The sequence below is a fragment of the Aliivibrio friggae genome, assembly GCF_057368515.1.
Genome location: NZ_CM170649.1, coordinates 282300 through 300800, shown reverse-complemented (window position 1 = coordinate 300800; position 18501 = coordinate 282300). Strand labels below are relative to the sequence as shown.

Here is an 18501-nt window from a genome sequence, read left to right as displayed (position 1 = left end):
CATGGATTGTGCCAATTATTTTCTGATTGTTTTTCAGTGTGTTATAGGTCTGTATTTTTAATTTACTGGTTTTTCTCATTTTGAGAATCGTTTTGAATTTCGCTTTCTCTCATATCTATCTCTATTTTATTGAGCGCAATCTCACTGGTTTTAGTCACTGCAACCACTAAAGCGGCTAAAATATAAATCGGCCAATTAAAACCTTGAGTTAAAAAAGTGCCTGATACTATGGTACCAATTAAGCCTGCGAAAACGGCTTGGGCACTCGTATAAATGGCAGGATTGATTTTATCTTGTACTGCTTTTACTGATTGTAATGTTCGATTGGCACTTTTGATTAGAACGACGATTAAAGCAATAAAAACGCTGAGCCCAAGGAAGCCTGTTTCAGCAAGTACGCCGAACCAAGTACTATGAACTGCATGGTTTAACCCATCCCAATGAGGACTATAATAAAAGTAATTGGAATAGAAATTATCTAAACCTACGCCAGTTATAGGGTTGCTTACTGCCATTTTAAAAGCGGCTTCCCATGCGTATAAACGTCCCATTGCAGATGCATCAACCCCTGCTTCTGCTGCACCTCCTGATGATCTATCAGAGATCCCAGCAACCACAAATAAAATCCCACCAGCAATGACAGCTATCGTCATTAATAGCACTTTTGATTTTATTCTTTGTAATCCATAGATCCCAAAGACTGCGATCATACCTAGTAACCCACCTCGACTTTGCGTTGCCATCACCGCCCAAAATAAAATGGGAATGGCGATAAAGCCAATCATACGCTGATGCCAGGGTAGTTGATGTGTCACCAATAAACCAACGGCAAATGAGGTAGGGAACATCAATACAAGAGCAAGATCATTAGGATCACCAAGCATAGATCCTAACTCTCGACCTATGGTCACTCGGGTTTCTTCTACTAAGCCAATACCTCCTAACTTGTTTTGAATGGCGACAATACCGACTAAGACACCTGCGATGGTGATGGCTTTTAGAGTAAAAGCAAGCTGCTGAGGGCTTCGGACTAATACGGCGATAGCGAATGTCATTAGGATGATTTTCCAGTAAATATTTTTGAAATACTCAATAGCAATAGGGCGATTCCCCGCTAACACAATACCAAGAATAACGAGCAGTAAAAAACAGCTTAATAAGGTAAATTCTCGGCACCAAAACAGCTTTATTTGTTTAGTTATTCCCACTTGCCAGCCTAAAGCGGCCAAAGAACCTAATGATAATAGTAGGGGAATTTTTAAATTATAAAGTTGAGGAAAGACTTCGTGAATACGGAAAAAAGAAAATATCACAAAGAACAGTACCATTAAGAAGGGACGATTGAGTGTATAAAGCACAGCAAGAGGAAGAATCCCCAAAACAACCACAAGTGCAGGGTGAGGAAATAAGCGCCATAATACTCCGGCAAACAGTGAACAGATGATCGCTGTAAACCATTGCAACGGTTTTGATTGAAGTGGCGCGTTATTCATATTCATAGGAATTTCTCACCTTGTTCATTCTTAGGTAAAGTAATTAATTGTAATTGCGAAGCAAAAATAACCACTGAGGTGGTGCAGAGTCCCGCCATCATTAACTGAATACCAACAGAAAATGAAGAAAGACTTAGCGCAATGGACACACTGGTAATTAGTAATAGCACGCTTAATTTTCCCAACGAGTAAGGTAATGGATGAGCGCTCTGAGAGAGTATAAAGGTGAGTATTACTCGCATTGTTTGAGCTAAGATTAGGGAGGTAATGACGCCATTCACGCCGTAAATAGGTGTAAGCATTAGAATAGCAATCATGCCAAGCCCTGTGGCAAAACAGTTAATCCATAATAACTTTTTAGTCTGTTTCTCTGCTAATGCACCAAGGTTGATTAATTCGTTTAATTCCTTAATTGCTGAAACGATGATCAAGGCAACGGCGATAGTTTTGGCTTGTTGATAGCTTGCTGGCATTAACCACTCAATTAATACTGGAGCCAAGTAGCAAACTAAAACGGTTAACCCGCACAGTAAAACAAGGCTGCTTTGGGTCATTTTAGCGGTAATTGCTTTTCCTCGTGATTGCAAATAGTCAAAACGTTTAGGCATCCACCACATACAAAAGGGCTGCATTAATAAGGTTAATGCTAAGGCAAATTTTAGGGCAACAGCATACAGAGCAAGATCAGAAAAGCTTGTGTTCTCAGCTAATATCCATCGCTCAAATCCATTTAATCCAAAAGCGACTAAGCCACTGGCCATTAGAGGTAAGCAGTAAGGAATACAAAGAGTCATCATTTCTTTGTTAAATAGATAAGCAGTATTATGTACTTTTTTGTTCTGTTTGGTTTGTAGATAGACAAGTACAACGACTTGCAGAGCAGCACTGATAAAACCAGCGAATAGAATAGCAGTAACGCCATAACCCTGATAAAGCACAATTACGGTTAATACAGCTTGAAGCAAAGCGCGGCCAGTGGTTAAGTAAAAGAACAGTTGGGCTTTTTCTCGCATTCTTAATGAAGCAAGAACAACGGCAACCATACCTTCAAAAGCCAGAGGCATTAATAGTAGTTCTAACTCAATAGTGTCGGCGTATTCTGGTTTCCATTCACTGATAAAGGGGCTTAATAACCAAATGATAGGAAGAGCAATCGCACCAACAATCATAGTAAGGATAAATATTTCACCTGTGATCCGTCGTTTTTGATGTGGGTCTTGCTCTGCACCAGCAAAGCGATACAGTGCTTCATGTAGCGATAATCCTAAAATTACGCTTAATATCATTGCAAAGGTTGATAATAACTCTAAGCGTCCTAGCTCATGTTGAGATATGTGATTAGCAATATAAGGCAGCATAAAAAGAGATACCCCTTTCATTAATACAATGCTGCTGCCATAAAGTGCCATGTTCTTTAATGCGGGTGATAAAGAAAGTAATTTCATTGTTTCACCTCATTTAAAGCCAGTGAGGTAATCGAGCGTTTTTCCATGGCTAATTTAATTGGTAAATAGCACTTTTCTGCTTGATAGCCTTGAGATAGGTGTGCACCTGATTGACCTAATTGTGTAATGAGATTTAGATTACCATTTGCTATTGATAGCTGATGCTGTAAGGAGCTCATGTCATTAGGTTTGTATTTCAGGCAATTTTTATTGTGAGTTAAGATTAAATCCCAAAAAGCACCATCAGAAGGGATAATGACGCACATACCGGCCATGAGTGCTTCTAAGATAGATAGTCCAAAAGGTTCTTGATGACTGGTCGAAACAAAAATATTGGCCTCAGATCGTAAGGTGTTTAAGTTGGATGGTTGATGGTGCCAAATTATTCCTTCTATATCTCTTGGTGCTTTAGTTGTCGGTAGTGCGTTGTTTTCAGGGGTTAAATAACAGATATTTGTTGGAATTCGCTCATTCGTAGGAATGTTCTCTATGGTTTCTAACAGTAAATCCAACCCTTTCCATTTTAAAATTGAAGCGGCCCAAAACAGGCTTGGTGATCGATATTGGCATGAGCTTGGGCGGTTTTTTTCACCTATCCCATTAACAAATGGTTCAAAGTGATGGGTTGCCAGTAATTGTTCTTGTCTTTCCATTTGGACTGATGCGCTCTCTTTTCGCCATACCTGCTTAAGTGCAGCAAGCAAAGAGGGATAAGTACTTTGAAGATAAAAAACATGCTCAGCATGGCAAAGGCATAAACCAATAGAGCGAGATAAGCCAACAGGACCGTGAATAAGTTGCGTAATTTGATAGCCTAAAAACCACTTCATAATATAAATAGGCATATCAATACCAGGGCCAGAGGCTCCCACGGCAACATCAATTTTTCCGTAAAATAGTCTTGTGTATAGTAACCAAAAACAGAAATAAAGCTGTCTAGCCCAATAGCTTTTTCCATACTCAGAAATTGGTAGCCAATTAGGGTGAGTCATCTTAATAATTTCGACATTTCTTAATAACCAAGAGCTTGGGTTCGTCGTTAAGATGGTTATGCGGTTATTTTTACGATCAAGTAAATCCAACATTTCACGAGTGGCGACTTTTGAACCACCTGCATACGTAATTGGGTCAAGGACTAAAATATGATTGGGTTTATTCATGATTTGTCTCCTTGTTTAGGAAGATCTTTAGGACTTGAACTTGAAGAGAAAATCTTACCAATTAATAGGTTAGATATATAAGCTAGATTTGAGAATACAGGGTGAAGCGCTTGTGTTAATGGGCGTGCATAGGGGGTAGTTGCTGTTGTGCTTAGTTGTTCTTCATACACAGCTTCAAATTGTTTGGTGTATTGTGAGAGAGAAAAATAGCGGTAAACGGTTTCTTTTCCTTTTCTGCCCATCTGCTCAGCAAGGTGAGGGTTATGAATAAACACCATAATCGCTTTGGCAAAAGAATCACTGTCTTCTGGTTGGGTTAGTAATCCTGTTTCATAATGGCTGATCACCTCTGGAATGCCACCAACCATAGGTGCAATAACGGGTAATTGAGCTAATGAGGCCTCGACTAACGCTAAGCCAAAAGCTTCATCTCTTGCCCCACTTATATAAGCGTTAATGTTGCTTTTTAATAGGCCGACTACATTGCATTTCTCCCCTAAAAAATGCACATTGTTGCTTAAATTCAGTTGTTCTGCTTGATGTTCAAGTCGGGCTCTTTCTTCCCCTTCGCCAATAATAACGAGATGGATGTTAAGCATGACAGCATCAACTTTATCTAGGCTTTCAATAATTAAATCAACGCCTTTTCTATGAATTAGTGATCCAGAGGTAGCAAGAACAAAGGCGCTCTTATCAATATTTAATTGGTCACGTAATAATGTGGGTTGTTGATTATTTAGTTTGTTGGTATTTATGCCATTTGGGATTGTTGTTATTCCATTTTCATCATAACCATCTTGTAATAAACTTTGACCAATCGCATTGCTGACAGTTACCAATTTAGGACTAAGATGAATGCCTAAACTTAGGCGATCACGCAATGGATATTGAGTGTGAAGGTGGGTAACTAATGGCGTTTTAGTATGACGAGCGACCATATTCATCCACTGGCATGGAGCTGCGCTATTACAGTGAATTAAGTCGACCTGATGGAACTTTATTATCTCTTTTCCTTGTTGGTAGAAATCGTGCCAATTTAAGAAAGAGAAACGAGGGGCTTGCCATCCAAGTAATAAAGTAAAGGGGGTTACATAACTCGCACTTAATTGCTTTTCAACCTGATCAACAAGGCGCTGTTGGTTACACCATAAAATGCAGTTATATTTTTGGTGATTAATGCTTTTAATTAGATTGATTAAGCAGACTTCAGAACCACGGATCCAATCATCACCATAATGAACAAACAGTAAGGTTGTTTTTGTTGTTTTTTCCATAGCACACCTTCCTCGTATTCTCTCTGATATAAGAGATAGAGCAAGGGCAGTGCCAGATTGTAATTGTTAGTATTTTGTTGATTTTTAAAGGGAATTATTATGTGTATATATTAGCTTTCTCAAATTGAGAATCTATTTATCAATTTGAGAAAAGAGTTAGGAAAAAATTTGATAGTTATACCTCATATACTTTTAATATTTGCGGTATGACTGTGTTGCTAGAAAATTGTTTTTCAATGGTCTGTTGGGCTGCGTGTTGGATTTCAACTTTATTAATAGGTGATAACTCAAGCCAGTGAGAGAGCGTTTTAGATAAGTCTTCTGGCTCGACGATCCATCCATTCATTTCTGGCTGTATGAGTTTACTCATATTACCCACAGGAGTTGATATTACCGGTATTCCTCTTCCCATCGCCTCTAATGCAGTCATCGGTAGCCCCTCGTAGCGAGAGCAGATAATCAGTAAGCCAATATCACTCCAAATGGTGTCCATTGAATCTTGATGTCCATGAAAAACTACGTTATTTGGAATGTGTTTTGTCAGCTCTTGCCCCATCGGACCTGAACCGTAAATATGAAAAGGGTAATCAGGGTGTTTCTTTGCTAGTTCGATGAATCTATCGGGAGCTTTTTCATGACTTAGGCGTCCCACAAACGCAATTTGATTACCTGATGACTGATTGAGACCTTCGGTATTAATAAAGTTATTTAATACCGTAGTTTGAGTAGGTATTCGTTGGTTTATTAGCTCACTGACCGAAAAATTATGATGACAAAATGGCGCACTCCACCGGTCGAACATGTCATACAAGGCCAGCTTTCCTTTGCCAATCTCACCAGCATGAAAGGTATTAATAAATCGTATTTTTTGATGAGATGTCAGTAAGGATAAGCGTAGTAATCGAGAGTATATTGCGGCCTTGTACCCATGAGAGTGGATAACGCTAGGGCAATGATGTCGAGTGTAATCTAAAAGATCACGTAATCTACCATCTAAAAAACGATAAGAAATATTCGCGTTATTTAGTGCTATGGTGAGTGGGTGGTTTTGTTCATATTTACAGAGAAAGATAACCCGAACAGATCGTTGAAATTGCTTTAATCCCTGCGCAAGTTGCAAGATGTGGGATTCAATTCCACCCACATCTCGGCTATCTAGAAATAACCAGATTTCATTTTTTTGATTATGAATCTGACTCTTCATAAGCTTCCCACGCTTGTTTTTTTCGATATAAAGTTGATGGACTTAGTTCAAGCAATACTGCCGCATTAAGGACGTTACCATCACAGTGATCAATGGCATTCTGTATCACTTCTCTTTCTATATCAGCCATTGGACGAATTGAATTGGTACTTGTTGTGCTGCTAGGGTGACTTGCCTCAATCGCTTCAATTGGAGCTGTAACTACCGTTTTCTCAAAAGTTGTTTGAGGTTGTTGTGTTACCGGTTTCTGAGTGCTTGTTAATTGGGGTTTAGCAGCCGGTTTTGTGATCGGTTGATTAAGTGGTGGTGGCAGATGCTCAACCGTTACGTGAGTTTCATTATGCAGTACCACGACATTACGAATAATATTTTGCAATTGTCGAACATTGCCTGGCCATGGGTAGTTGCAAAGTATCAGCTCTACGTCTCGCTTTATGGCTGTAAATTTTTTCTTATCTTCTTTAGCGTATTTTTTTAAGAAGAAAGCTGCAATATCGATGATGTCTGTTCCGCGCTCACGCAGTGGTGGCATTTGAATAGGAACAACATGAACACGATAATAGAGATCTTCTCTAAATCGCCCTTCGTTAACCTCTGTTAATGGGTCACGGTTGGTTGCACAAATAATGCGTAAATTGGTACTGAGTTCTTTGCTTCCGCCTAGTGGGGTGAATCGACCTGTTTGTAAAAAACGCAGTAATTTCTTCTGCATTTCCAATTCCATTTCGCAAAGTTCATCTAAAAAGAGTGTTCCCCCATTGGCAAGCATGGCGGCCCCTTTTCGATCTGTTGTTGCACCAGTGAATGCCCCTTTTACATGACCAAAAATTTCACTTTCCATCAGATCTCGAGGGATTGCGCCACAGTTAATGGCAACAAAAGGTTTATCATGACGCTGACTCTGATAATGAATAGCTTCAGCGCATACTTCTTTACCCGTTCCACTTTCACCATAAATAAAGACACTGGCAGTTGTAGGGGCAACAGCATCGATAATCTTGTAAACCGCTTGCATAGGAAGGCTTGAGCCAATAAAACCTTGGTATTTTTTTCGATTAAATGTGTTTTGTAGATCTTCGACTAAGCCTTCAAGTTTTGCTTGTTTAAGGTGGTTTCGAATAGAGGTTTTGAGTCGGTCGGCTTGAATTGGTTTTTCAATAAAATCATCAGCGCCACTTTGTAATAAATTCACGGCAATATTAATGGTACCGTGAGCTGTTGCGACGATAACGGCGGTAGGTAATTGGTTTTCTTTCATCCATGCAAGTACATCTTGCCCTGACATGTCAGGCAATTTTAGATCAAGAATCACCAGCTGCGGTGGATTCTTTTTCATAAATTCAATGGCTTCTCCGCCTGTGGTTACATGAAAGAAGTCATAGGGCTCATCTTTAACGTATTGCTTGTAGAGAATGGCCAAAGAAGTTGAATCTTCAACTAATAGTACTTTTTGTAGCATAAGCAACATCCTGTTTTTCCTAGCAATTTTTAATTATCCAATCTATTTATGATACTGCTAGCTTAATTTTATTCTGTGAAGCCTCGAGCATTTCGTTTCTCTAATGCCAAAAATGATTTGCTGGCGATATCTGGCAATAATGCTGCTTTTTCAAGGGCTTCATCAAATTGTTGTTGTATACAATGTAGTTCAATTTCACGTGCAATTGCAGATAAAGCGATGTTTCCGAGAGTTAGCGCACTACTTCCCAAGGTATGAGCTTCAAATTCGAGAGCGTAGAGGTCTTTTTCTTTTGCTGCTTTGTTTATGGTATCGACTCGTACTTTTGATTCGATAATGTAAAACGTAATCAATTCAGGCATGACACTCGCATCTGTATCTCGGATGATTTGTTGAATAACATCTTCATCGATGTACTTTAGCTCGTTAGGGGCCTTGTCATTTTGTATATTATGCACACTAGATCCTTCTTCTGTTACATCATGCTCGGCGCGCGATAAATAATGATGGATACACTCTAATAGTTTGGTTCTATTAAATGGTTTAGACAAATAATCTGTCATTCCAGCATCAATAAATCGTTCCTTATCCCCAGAAAGTGCGTGAGCTGTTAAGGCTATGATAGGCATTTTTTTGTGCTTTTTCGAGAGTGATCTGATATTTTTTGTGGCGATCATTCCATCCATCCCAGGCATAGAAATATCCATAAAAATCAAGTCATAGGCTTTTTCTTGGTTCATGGAGATCGCCTCTTTCCCATTATTCGCTATATCAATCTCGTAACCAGCATAATGTAATGTGTTTTTTATAACAATTTGGTTGGCATGGTTATCTTCCACAACAAGTATCTGAGCTTGTATTTTTGTACTTTTAGGGATCAAGGTATGTGGTAGTTTTTTATGATTTTGTATTATTTCTATTTCTTCTGCTGTTGAGAGATCAAGCATAAGTTGGTATGTAAATTCACTGCCTTTTTGATGCTCACTTTTTACCTTGATGTCACCATCCATTAGATTAACAAGTCGTTTGGTTATGGCTAATCCTAATCCTGAACCTTCGTGAAAACGAGCGAAGCTGTTGTCTGCCATGGTGAACTCTTCAAATAGAGATTCTAATTGTTCTGCTTTAATACCTATGCCAGAGTCTTTAACGGTACAAGTGAGTTGAAGCCGGTCATTAATAGGATGAACATCAACCGTAACAAGAATGAAGCCACTATCGGTAAATTTTAAGCTATTTCCGATGAGATTAAGCATAATTTGACGCAAGCGATTTACATCACCGCTCACGTATTCAGGGACACTATCAGATAATGATAACGACAGTTGCAGTTGTTTTTTGTCCGCTTGGTTTTGAAAACTATGCAGAGTTTGCTGCAAGCATTCATGGATATTGAAGGTATGATTACTCAAATAAAAGGTGTTCGCTTCCATTCGAGAAAAGTCCAAAATATCATTAATTATTGATAAAAGAAGTTCACTAGAGTCGGTGGCGGTCTCAACCAGTTCTTGCTGATTTGGCTTTAGTTTACTTTCTTTTAAAATGGCAAGTATACCGAGCACTGAATTCATTGGTGTTCGGATCTCATGACTCATTGATGCTAAGAATCGACTTTTACTTTCATTGGCTGTTTCTGCTTCTTGTTTTGCTTTTTGTAAGTTATGGTAGCCTTGCTCAAGATTGTAGGACATTGAATTAAAGGCTTGCGCGATTTCTTCTAAGTCTCTGCTTGATTTAATATCGACTTGTGTACCCGGACCTTTTTCTTTTACCGTATTAACGGCAATTTTTAATTTTTGTAAATTACGAGTTAGTAGATTTCCGAGCAAAAAAGAGAGCCCAATAACGAAGATTAACTCAATAGATGCAATCGTATATATCCACGATTTTGATTTAGCTAAAAAGGTGTTCATTCCATGAGTACCAAACCCAACTTCGACTTTACCAAGAGGTATATCTCCATTCTTTATTACAGCTTGAATGTCATAACTACCATCTGAAGCATTGTGTAAAATTGGGCTGTCCGGATTTGGGATCTCGTGTAATTTAGGGCCTCCTTTTGTAATAAGATCTCCGTTAGCGTCGTATATTTTCACATAACAAATTTTGCCAAGAGCGATGAGATCATTCATTAACGTTGTTATGGCTTTCTTATCACCTGAATTTAAGGGCTCTTTTATGGCTTTGGTGAACATATGTAGAGTGGCAGATGATCGGGTAAGCAGCTGTTGCTCACTAGAATCAGAGAGAAATTTGACAGAGCTAAAGACTAAAACCAGTAACATAAGGCTCTGAATAATCGTAATACTAATGATGGTTTTAAGTCTGAATGTCATAATAAACTCCTTGACCTTACGTGTTTACAATTAGTGCATACCGAGCTATTGCTTTTCAATGATAAGTAATAAAGCGTCATCGTTTGGTGGTGTACCTGCCAGTGAATCGAAAGTCTGCATTACGGTTTCAATAGCGGTCTCTAAAGGTAAATTAATCGTATTAATAAGCTGTTCTTTAATGGCTTTTTCTAATGTTTCTCGTTCTGATATTGAGTTTCCGGATTCAAATAATCCATCGGTAAATAGAGCAAGTCGCTCGCCTTTTTGTAAAGTAACTTCTGTTTCTTTGTATTGGGTATGAGGCAGTAAACCAAGCAAGGTCCCCTCGGTTGATATTGTGGTTAGGGTTGCTTGAGATATTGGACCTGATTTTTTAATATGAAGCGGAGCAGGGTGTCCGGCGCTGCTCATTTTCACGGAGGACTCACTTGTCAGGCTGACACAGCAACTGGTCAACATAGTTTGAGATAGCAGTTGATCGTTAAAGGCATTATCTGACAATACAGAGAGTAATTGAGCTGGTTGGCTTCGTTTGGTGCTTTGCATCAAGCCTCTAATGTAACCGGCATAAGCGTAAGCAAAAAACTTAGCACTTTCATCATGGCCCATAACATCAGCCAGCAGCAATTGAGTGGTGTTTTCGTCGCTCATTGATAATACAAAATCGCCACCACCATGGCCTGTATTTCTTTGTCTTATTGCTAGTTTCCAGTCGGAAGAATTAAGCGTTACTTGCGGTAATAACGTGTGTGTTATTTTTTGATTTACTTGCTGTGAAAGTGAACGATACACTTGATTAAATCGAGCAAGTACTCGCGATATTGAACGGATTAAGGTTTCTTTTTTAATCGGCTTTTCTAGATAATCATCAATACCAAGATCGGCGGCATCCATTAAAGTATTGTTATCTTGCAGGCGAGATAAAAAGATAAAGGGAATAGAAAAGGTATTTTCTGATTCTAAGCGTTGTCTTAACTCTAATCCGCCCATTTTTGGCATTTGAATGTCTGAAATTATCAAATCAACCGTTTCATCTTTGAGGAAGTTTAGGGCTTCTTCCCCATTCGTTTTAATCACGACATGAAACTGATCGCGAAGATAAGCTTGGTATAGCTTACATTGGATGGCGTCATCTTCTACGATAAGAAGGCGAGGTCGTTTTTGCTCTCCTTCGCGACTCCACCTCATGGTAAATACATTTTCTTTTTCAGTACTGTGGTAATTAATATTATCCGTTTGGCTTTGAATGATATCAATGCCACGGCCATTGCATTTTAATGAAAAGTCACCAATGTCATTCTGTTTTTCTTTTAAGGTTGGATCCCAAGCTTCGCCATCATCTGTGACACTCAGTTGCCAATGAGTTTTGGTTTTTTTTAAGGCGACAGTAAGGTATAGGCTTGGCTTATTAGGATGAAGTACAAGGTTGGTACTCCACTCAGAAAAACAAAGTAAACATTGGTGTTTGAATGTTTGTTGTAGATCTAATTGATCAAGTATTTTAGACAGCGATTGACGTAGCACTCTAACTGACTCTAGTGAAGTTGGTTGGGTATTTTCAAAAAGTAAAATAGCGTCAGTCATAATTACACCACGGTAGATAAGAATCGATTATTTTGAACAAAAGTAATTAGCTTGTTGGTTATTATCTTGGGAAGAAAGCGTAGTCGCTCAATTTTTCTGCAAATTTCATTTTTTAGTCGAGGTTGATATTTATCATTGAAAACGTGACCGATGAGGTTCGCGTGATGATTGTCTAATGATGTTAATGCTTCTTTTAATTCGGTCTGTAATGTTTGTCCTGATAACACGACCATTATGGTGCCATCACAGCAGCCTGCAATACTTTGTGCTGGGATGTTATTGGCATTTAATTGAGAGAGGGCAGAGCTGTCGATGATTATTTTGTCGAACTCTTCATGCCATTTTTTTATTTGCTCACTTAACTTTTTTGGCTGACGTAACTCAACTATTTGTGCTTTGTTTTGTGGCACAGGAACGCCAAGAACGACTTGAGAATTATGCTCGATATAACTTAAACAATGTGATGTATCCGCCTCATTATTATTAATTGTAAGATCTAAAGATAAGGCGGTTAAACTCGGATTTTGCAAGTTTAAATCAACCAAAAGTGTGCGATAACCTGCAAGTAAGTGCCTTTCAGTTAAGGCTTGAGCAAGAGAGCTTACCCCCTCACCTGGGTTAGTGGAGGTAATGCACAGTGAGTGGCATTCGTGTTTTTCTAATTGTAAAAACACCTGCTCTATTTCCATATGACACGAAGGAATTCTCATTATAGTGCTCCTATTAAGGCGATGGTTGCGACCACTTGGAAAACATCTTTCATTACAACACGTACTTGCTCCATAGTGCTTTCGTCTTTGTTTGGAATATAGACGGTATCACCAGCTCTGAGTACGGGAATGCTTCTAAAGTCGGCAGTACGGCTAAATTTAACAAGATCAAAGGTTCTTGCTTGCCCTTCATCTAGTGCGTGATTTACAACACTGATTTTTTCAAGGTAAGCGACATCACTTGGCCCGCCAGCTTCGGCAAGTAGGTCGAGTAGCGTCATTGAATCATTAAAACGGTAACGGCCGGGTTTATTAATCGCACCTAATACTCGGATGGTGCTTTCTTTACTTTCATCTACCCAAATACGGTTTTTTTCAGGAATGTAAATGGTGTCGCCTGTTTTCACTTTTGGTAGCAGAGATTCATCACCAGTTTCAAAATATAAAGCCAGATTCAATTTACTTACTCGTGCGTAACTTTTGTCTCTATGAGTAATACGGATGTTATGAATATCGGCATCCATTGTTGGTCCATCCGCGGCTGATAGAATGTCTAAAAAGTGCATGTCGTTGGTAAAACGGTAACGACCTGCGGCATTGACCTGACCAAAGACATAAATTGAGCTATCAGAGCTTTGGCGTACCCATTGTGATTTATTATCTGATGGATCTTGTGGTAAATCATGAACTCGAATGGTCGCTCCTGCACGAATGGTAGGCAATGCTGAATCGGGTTTACCTTTTGAGATAAAGGTATCTAGGTTAAACGTATAAACGTGATTTTTGCCACTGGCGTCTGGGGTAACAATTTCAATTCGCGTGGTATCTCCGCGTAATGTTGGGCCGCCTACATGCGCTAATAAATCAAGAAATGACATTTCATCTGACCATTCAATACGACCAGGATGTTGTACTTCACCTAGTACTCGTACGGCACGGCTTGGCGCGATTTTTAACCATGACTTTTCGTTCATGTCGGTTTTTTCAGGAACAAAGATAGCATCTCCTGCTGCAATCGCAGGGGGACGCATATAATTCGTTCCTTCGGTATATCCAGATAAATCAAAATTAATCACAGCTCCGTTGGCTTTTATTACACGGATCTGGCGAGATTCAGCAAAACGTGTTGGGCCACCGGCATTGGCTAAAATATCCATAAAAGTTGCGCCTTTTTTTCCTTCAAAAGCACCGGGTTTTGCTACCTCACCCATGACATACACCATGTTTGAACCAGATTTAATTTCTTCTTCTTGTTTTGGGACAAAAATAGTGGAACCCACTTCGAGTGGCGGTAATAAGCTCGAGTCTCCCGTATCTAAATAGCGTTTAAGGTTAAATAAAGCGGGTTGATTTTTAGATATCACTCGAATCTGCTCTACACCAGCATAACGAGTAACGCCACCAGCTCTCATAAGAACATCAACCAGATTGGTCCCAGATTTATATGAGAATGTCCCCGGTGAATTCACCTCACCAAACACCTTGATGGCTTTTTTTCCATCCGCAGCATCACCGGCTTGAGACAGTTTTGCAGGATCAAACTCTTGTTCAATATTACCTACCATAGGAGAAGCGGGGATAAATAGGGTATCCAATGATTGAAGCGTAGGAAGAAGAGATTGGTTACCTGAATCTAAAAAGGCTTTGTAGTTAAAGGTGGTAACTTTATCTGCTCGACGAAGTTGTAAACGGTTTAATTGAGCGCCAGATCGTAGGCCTCCGGCAGCATAAAGAGCGAGTTGAACAGAGTCACCATCCGCTAAAGTGTATTCCCCCGGCTGTTTTACATAACCTTGAATATTGATGATTAGCTGACGTTTACTAATAAAGACCTGAAGATTAGTGAGATCTTGTAATATGGTTTTAAGACTTAATGTGATGCTAGATACCATTTGGGCTTCCGTTTTTCCTGCCACAAAAATAGGACCTACTTCAGGTAAAATAACGCGTCCCTGTTTATCGACTTGAAAATCTTTATTTAGAGAGTCCTCACCTGGTAGCATTATGGATATGACATCACCCACTCTGACATGATTGTTCGTTTCATTGGAAACAGCTAGGAGAGAGGTGTTTAACGTTAAAATGAACAAAACTATTTGAAAAATACGCATTTTAATTCCCTCCATTAGAGTGGTTGTTTTCTAGCATTAACGGTTGATCTAATTGTAGTAATTCAATGGTAACTCGGCGGTTGGTTAGTCTAACGTGAGGCTCTGTGCCCGCTAGATATGGATCATTTGAGCCAACAGAATCGACATGTATGCGATCAGAAGATAGACCAAAAATACTTAAGTAACGTTTTACCTGTTTGGCTCTATTAAGAGCGAGATCTTGGTTGAAATCTTCTTCACCCATGGCGTCAGCATGGCCTGTGACTAATAATTTGAAGTCTTGATGTTTATTAAGAAGTTGTGAGGCCTCTGATAAATTCACTATGTATTTAGGATTTAATTCCGCGGAGTTAAATGCAAACTGGTTGTCTCTATTTAGTAAGTTATAAATAGTTTGTGCTAATGCAATATCTGAATTCCCATTGTTGGAATCTGAGGGTGGTGTGCACGTTTCTTGGCGTTTTACGTAATCTAACTGTCGTTCTAAACGCTTTAATAGGTTCCGTTGAATGACTAAATCATTCGCGGCATCCAGTTGTAAACCTCCTTCTAATTCACGAGCTATTCGAGCTTCATTTTGTTTGGCTTGATGAACGGTCGCTGGAAAACACCATTCCGCTTTTTCTAATATGAGAATATCAAGATGACGAGCGGCTAGTTCCCAATCAAACCGTAAGCCGTGCTCTGGGCCTAGAGGCTGATCTGGCATTACTGGAGAAAATGCCGCTTGTGGATAGTTTTCTGCTTCGCCACCTTTTCCAGGCTCTGCAAATGAAGTGCAACCAGACAGTGCAAGTAGTCCTAAGCTAAGGCCGAATAAGTGTCGTTTATTCATGATGATGCTCCCTGTCCAACGGTTCATTTTTAATATTAGTGGGTTGTACTATTTACTGGAATGGCATTTTCAATACGTAATAGTTTTAGCAATTCCAAAGGTTGTCCGTGCGCATTTTGAATTTGCATAGTGCGTTCTTTTTCAATCAGACGCTTGTAGAGATAGACAATCGCCCCTATGCCTGATGAATCAAGGAAGGCGACTTGTGCGAGATCGATTTCTACTTGGTGGTGCTCTTGTTGAAGCACTTCGTCAATCGTAGGTTGGATATCTCGGCAGCCAATCGCATCCATATCACCTTGAATAGCTAAAATAAGAGTTTCTGTATTTGATTCAAATTGATGTAGTTCCATAATAAGCTCCTAAGGAAATGTCCTTTTGTGTCTGTATTATGAATAGAGCAGTAACTGTGCCACTTTTTTTTATTAATATATTCAATTGGTTATGCTTTATTTTGTGTTTTTAAATCGCGATGGCAAAGTGGATTCTCAAATTGCAATGCAGTTTGCAGAATGAGAAGTTACTAATGAATAAAGAACAGTAAGGGAATAAACTAATATGGAATAAATAGAAGGGTAAATAAAAAGTTTAGAAGGAAGAACGTTCCTTAAATAAAGGGGCTTAATATTTATTTTGATATTCAAAATGAATTTCATTTTCAGAATTTAATAAAGATGAAACATAAAGCGCCTTAAAATCAACAGCTTAAGATTGGCATGTCTTTTGTATTAGCTAATAGATAGAGAAAAATAACAAAAGGAAGATGATATGTCTCAATTTATTAGAATACTATTTTTAGTCTCTTTATTATTCAGCTCTAAGTTGTTGGCTGATCCATTTGATACTTGTCCAAGTAAGGCTTATTTATTTCAAGGTAACCCAGTAGCAGTTTATGGTGTGAATTTAGTGACTGGTTCATACAGTGTTTTGCAAAGTGATACTGGATTGAATGCCAATATTAATGGTGTTGGCTTTGACGAAGAAGATCGTTATATATACGGATTTGATACCACTAACTATAATGTCGTTCGATTGGGGGAAAACTTTCAAGCAACCACATTGTCTGTCAGTGGCCTTCCTGCAAGCACCACATTTTATATTGGTGATGTTTATGAACATTATTATTATATCTATAGAAAAGGTACAGGGTTTTATAAAATAGACTTGTCACCATTAGATTCAAATGTATCAGCTGCATTAACGGCAGAGCTTATTACTTCAACCACCAGTGTTAGCTTAACTGACTTTGCTTTCCATCCTGATAATGATCACCTTTATGGGGTAGATAATGGGTCTGGCTGGTTATATGAGTTTGATATCAATACTGGGGTTTCTACTTATATTGGTGACACTGGAGAAACCGGTACTTTTGGGGCAATGTATTTTGATGTTGATGGTTATCTGTATTTATCTCGCAATCAAGATGGACAGGTTTATCGAGTTGATTTATCGACCCAAGCAATTATTGACTCTGGAGTGGTTCCTGCGGTCAAGTTTGCTGATGGTCCATTTTCAAGTCAAAACGATGGTGCTCGTTGTGCTAATGCTCCCTTAATTGATACTGATGAGCCAGCAACCATTGATTTTGGTGATGCACCGGATAGCTATGGAACGACTTTAAATTCTAATGGGGCTCGTCATGAAATGGATGAGATGACTTGGTTAGGCAGTAGTGTCGATGGTGATTATCTTGCCGCACAGTCTCCTGATTCTGATGATTCAATAACCACTGATGATGAGGATGGTGTGGGTTTTGTTACGGCACTAGAGCCGGGGTTAGATTCTGTTATTGCGGTTACCGCATCGACTTCTGGTTATTTATCTGCTTGGTTTGATTGGAATGATGATGGTGATTTTTCTGATGAGGGCGAACAAGTTATCACAGACAAATCATTAGTGGCTGGGCTTAACTCACTAGTGATTACGGTACCATTTGGTGCAACGGTAGGAGATACGTGGTCTCGATTCCGTTTTAGTCAACAAACGGGGTTAGCTTATTATGGTGGTTCAACCTCGGGTGAGGTGGAAGATCATGTGGCAACAGTTGTGGCTGCAAATACTACTCAACGTCATTTCCCATCAGCCAGTGGTTACGTAACCCTTGCGTATGAAGATAATTGGCCAGAAACCGCAGACTACGACATGAATGATTTAGTATTGAGATATCGAATTACAGAAGTACTAAAGGATGGTTTAGTCGCTAAAGTGACTATTTCAGGTCAATTAGTCGCTGTAGGTGCAAGTTATCATAGTGGTTTTGCCGTTCGTTTATCTGGAATTAATGACGAGTTAATTGATTCTACGAAAACACAGCTTTACCACAATACAGTATTACAAGGGAGTGCTCCTCAAGAGTCAGATATGAGTGAGGCCAGTTTCATCCTTATTAATGACGCCATCGATGTTTCTAGCTATGAGTGTGCTTTCTTTAGAACTCAGAATGATTGTCGTGAAAATGTAGGATTAGAGTTTGAGCTTCACTTTAGCTTTACTGCTCCTATAGCAACAGCAAGTATGCCAGCAATGCCTTATGACCCATTCTTGTTTGCTACTCCAGGTTATTATCATGGACCTAGTTTTGCTCAAGCACCAGGACGAAGCTATGAGGTGCATCTAGCTGATCAAGCACCAACAGAATCCTTTGATACTAACTTCTTTACTTTAGCTCAAGATACAAGTGATCCAAGCAGCGATCGTTATTTTAAAACGATAAATAATATGCCATGGGCGTTATTGATTTACGATGAATGGCAATGGCCAAGAGAGCGTGTTGATTTAATGACGGCTTACCCTGACTTTGCTGATTACACGACTTCTGGCGGTATCAGTAATACCGATTGGTACGATAATAGCAATGCTGTTGATAATAAATATTACTAAGAAGAGGACG

Annotated in this window: 13 protein-coding genes; 1 reads left to right on the top strand and 12 read right to left on the bottom strand. The window is 39.2% G+C overall.

The annotated features are described in order from the left end of the window. Positions 1 to 62: 62 nt before the first annotated feature. The 12 genes from AC2INI_RS14840 to AC2INI_RS14785 all read right to left on the bottom strand — a co-directional run bounded on the left by AC2INI_RS14840 (position 63) and on the right by AC2INI_RS14785 (position 15964). Positions 63 to 1499: an O-antigen ligase family protein gene (locus tag AC2INI_RS14840; protein ID WP_486306252.1), complete on the bottom strand. Its 1437-nt coding sequence runs from the start codon at positions 1497 to 1499 to the stop codon at positions 63 to 65. Further along, positions 1496 to 2938 carry a lipopolysaccharide biosynthesis protein gene (locus AC2INI_RS14835; RefSeq protein WP_486306251.1) on the bottom strand — a complete coding sequence of 481 codons (1443 nt, stop codon included), beginning with the start codon at positions 2936 to 2938 and terminating at the stop codon, positions 1496 to 1498. The genes AC2INI_RS14840 and AC2INI_RS14835 overlap by 4 nt, the downstream gene beginning before the upstream one ends. Beyond that, the gene (locus tag AC2INI_RS14830) at positions 2935 to 4098 is read right to left on the bottom strand and encodes a glycosyltransferase family 4 protein (RefSeq protein WP_486306250.1); all 1164 of its coding nucleotides are present in this window, start codon (positions 4096 to 4098) and stop codon (positions 2935 to 2937) included. The genes AC2INI_RS14835 and AC2INI_RS14830 overlap by 4 nt, the downstream gene beginning before the upstream one ends. After that, complete coding sequence (locus AC2INI_RS14825; RefSeq protein ID WP_486306249.1) at positions 4095 to 5372, bottom strand: glycosyltransferase family 4 protein; 1278 nt, start codon at positions 5370 to 5372, stop codon at positions 4095 to 4097. The genes AC2INI_RS14830 and AC2INI_RS14825 overlap by 4 nt, the downstream gene beginning before the upstream one ends. 175 nt (positions 5373 to 5547) lie before the next feature. Further along, on the bottom strand, positions 5548 to 6576 hold the full coding sequence (locus AC2INI_RS14820; protein WP_486306248.1) for a glycosyltransferase family 4 protein: 1029 nt from the start codon (positions 6574 to 6576) through the stop codon (positions 5548 to 5550). Continuing rightward, entirely contained in the window at positions 6557 to 8035 is a 1479-nt protein-coding gene (locus tag AC2INI_RS14815; protein ID WP_122032821.1) for a sigma-54-dependent transcriptional regulator, read from the bottom strand. Before AC2INI_RS14815 ends, AC2INI_RS14820 begins: the two co-directional genes overlap by 20 nt. A gap of 68 nt (positions 8036 to 8103) precedes the next feature. Continuing rightward, on the bottom strand, positions 8104 to 10371 hold the full coding sequence (locus AC2INI_RS14810) for a response regulator (protein WP_486306247.1): 2268 nt from the start codon (positions 10369 to 10371) through the stop codon (positions 8104 to 8106). 45 nt (positions 10372 to 10416) lie between these two features. Next, positions 10417 to 11955 carry a SpoIIE family protein phosphatase gene (locus AC2INI_RS14805; protein WP_486306246.1) on the bottom strand — a complete coding sequence of 513 codons (1539 nt, stop codon included), beginning with the start codon at positions 11953 to 11955 and terminating at the stop codon, positions 10417 to 10419. A gap of 2 nt (positions 11956 to 11957) precedes the next feature. Beyond that, complete coding sequence (locus AC2INI_RS14800; RefSeq protein ID WP_122032216.1) at positions 11958 to 12665, bottom strand: CpsD/CapB family tyrosine-protein kinase; 708 nt, start codon at positions 12663 to 12665, stop codon at positions 11958 to 11960. Next, complete coding sequence (locus tag AC2INI_RS14795; RefSeq protein ID WP_122032215.1) at positions 12665 to 14776, bottom strand: SLBB domain-containing protein; 2112 nt, start codon at positions 14774 to 14776, stop codon at positions 12665 to 12667. The genes AC2INI_RS14800 and AC2INI_RS14795 overlap by 1 nt, the downstream gene beginning before the upstream one ends. A 1-nt stretch (position 14777) precedes the next feature. Beyond that, positions 14778 to 15611, bottom strand: coding sequence for an OmpA family protein (locus AC2INI_RS14790; RefSeq protein ID WP_486306245.1), 834 nt, complete (start codon positions 15609 to 15611; stop codon positions 14778 to 14780). A 35-nt stretch (positions 15612 to 15646) separates the two neighbouring features. Beyond that, positions 15647 to 15964 carry an STAS domain-containing protein gene (locus AC2INI_RS14785; RefSeq protein ID WP_130044817.1) on the bottom strand — a complete coding sequence of 106 codons (318 nt, stop codon included), beginning with the start codon at positions 15962 to 15964 and terminating at the stop codon, positions 15647 to 15649. 415 nt (positions 15965 to 16379) lie between these two features. Between AC2INI_RS14785 and AC2INI_RS14780 the strand changes: the two genes are divergently transcribed. Beyond that, positions 16380 to 18491 (top strand): LruC domain-containing protein, encoded by a 2112-nt coding sequence (locus tag AC2INI_RS14780; RefSeq protein WP_486306244.1) that lies wholly within the window; start codon positions 16380 to 16382, stop codon positions 18489 to 18491. The last annotated feature ends 10 nt before the right edge of the window (positions 18492 to 18501 follow it).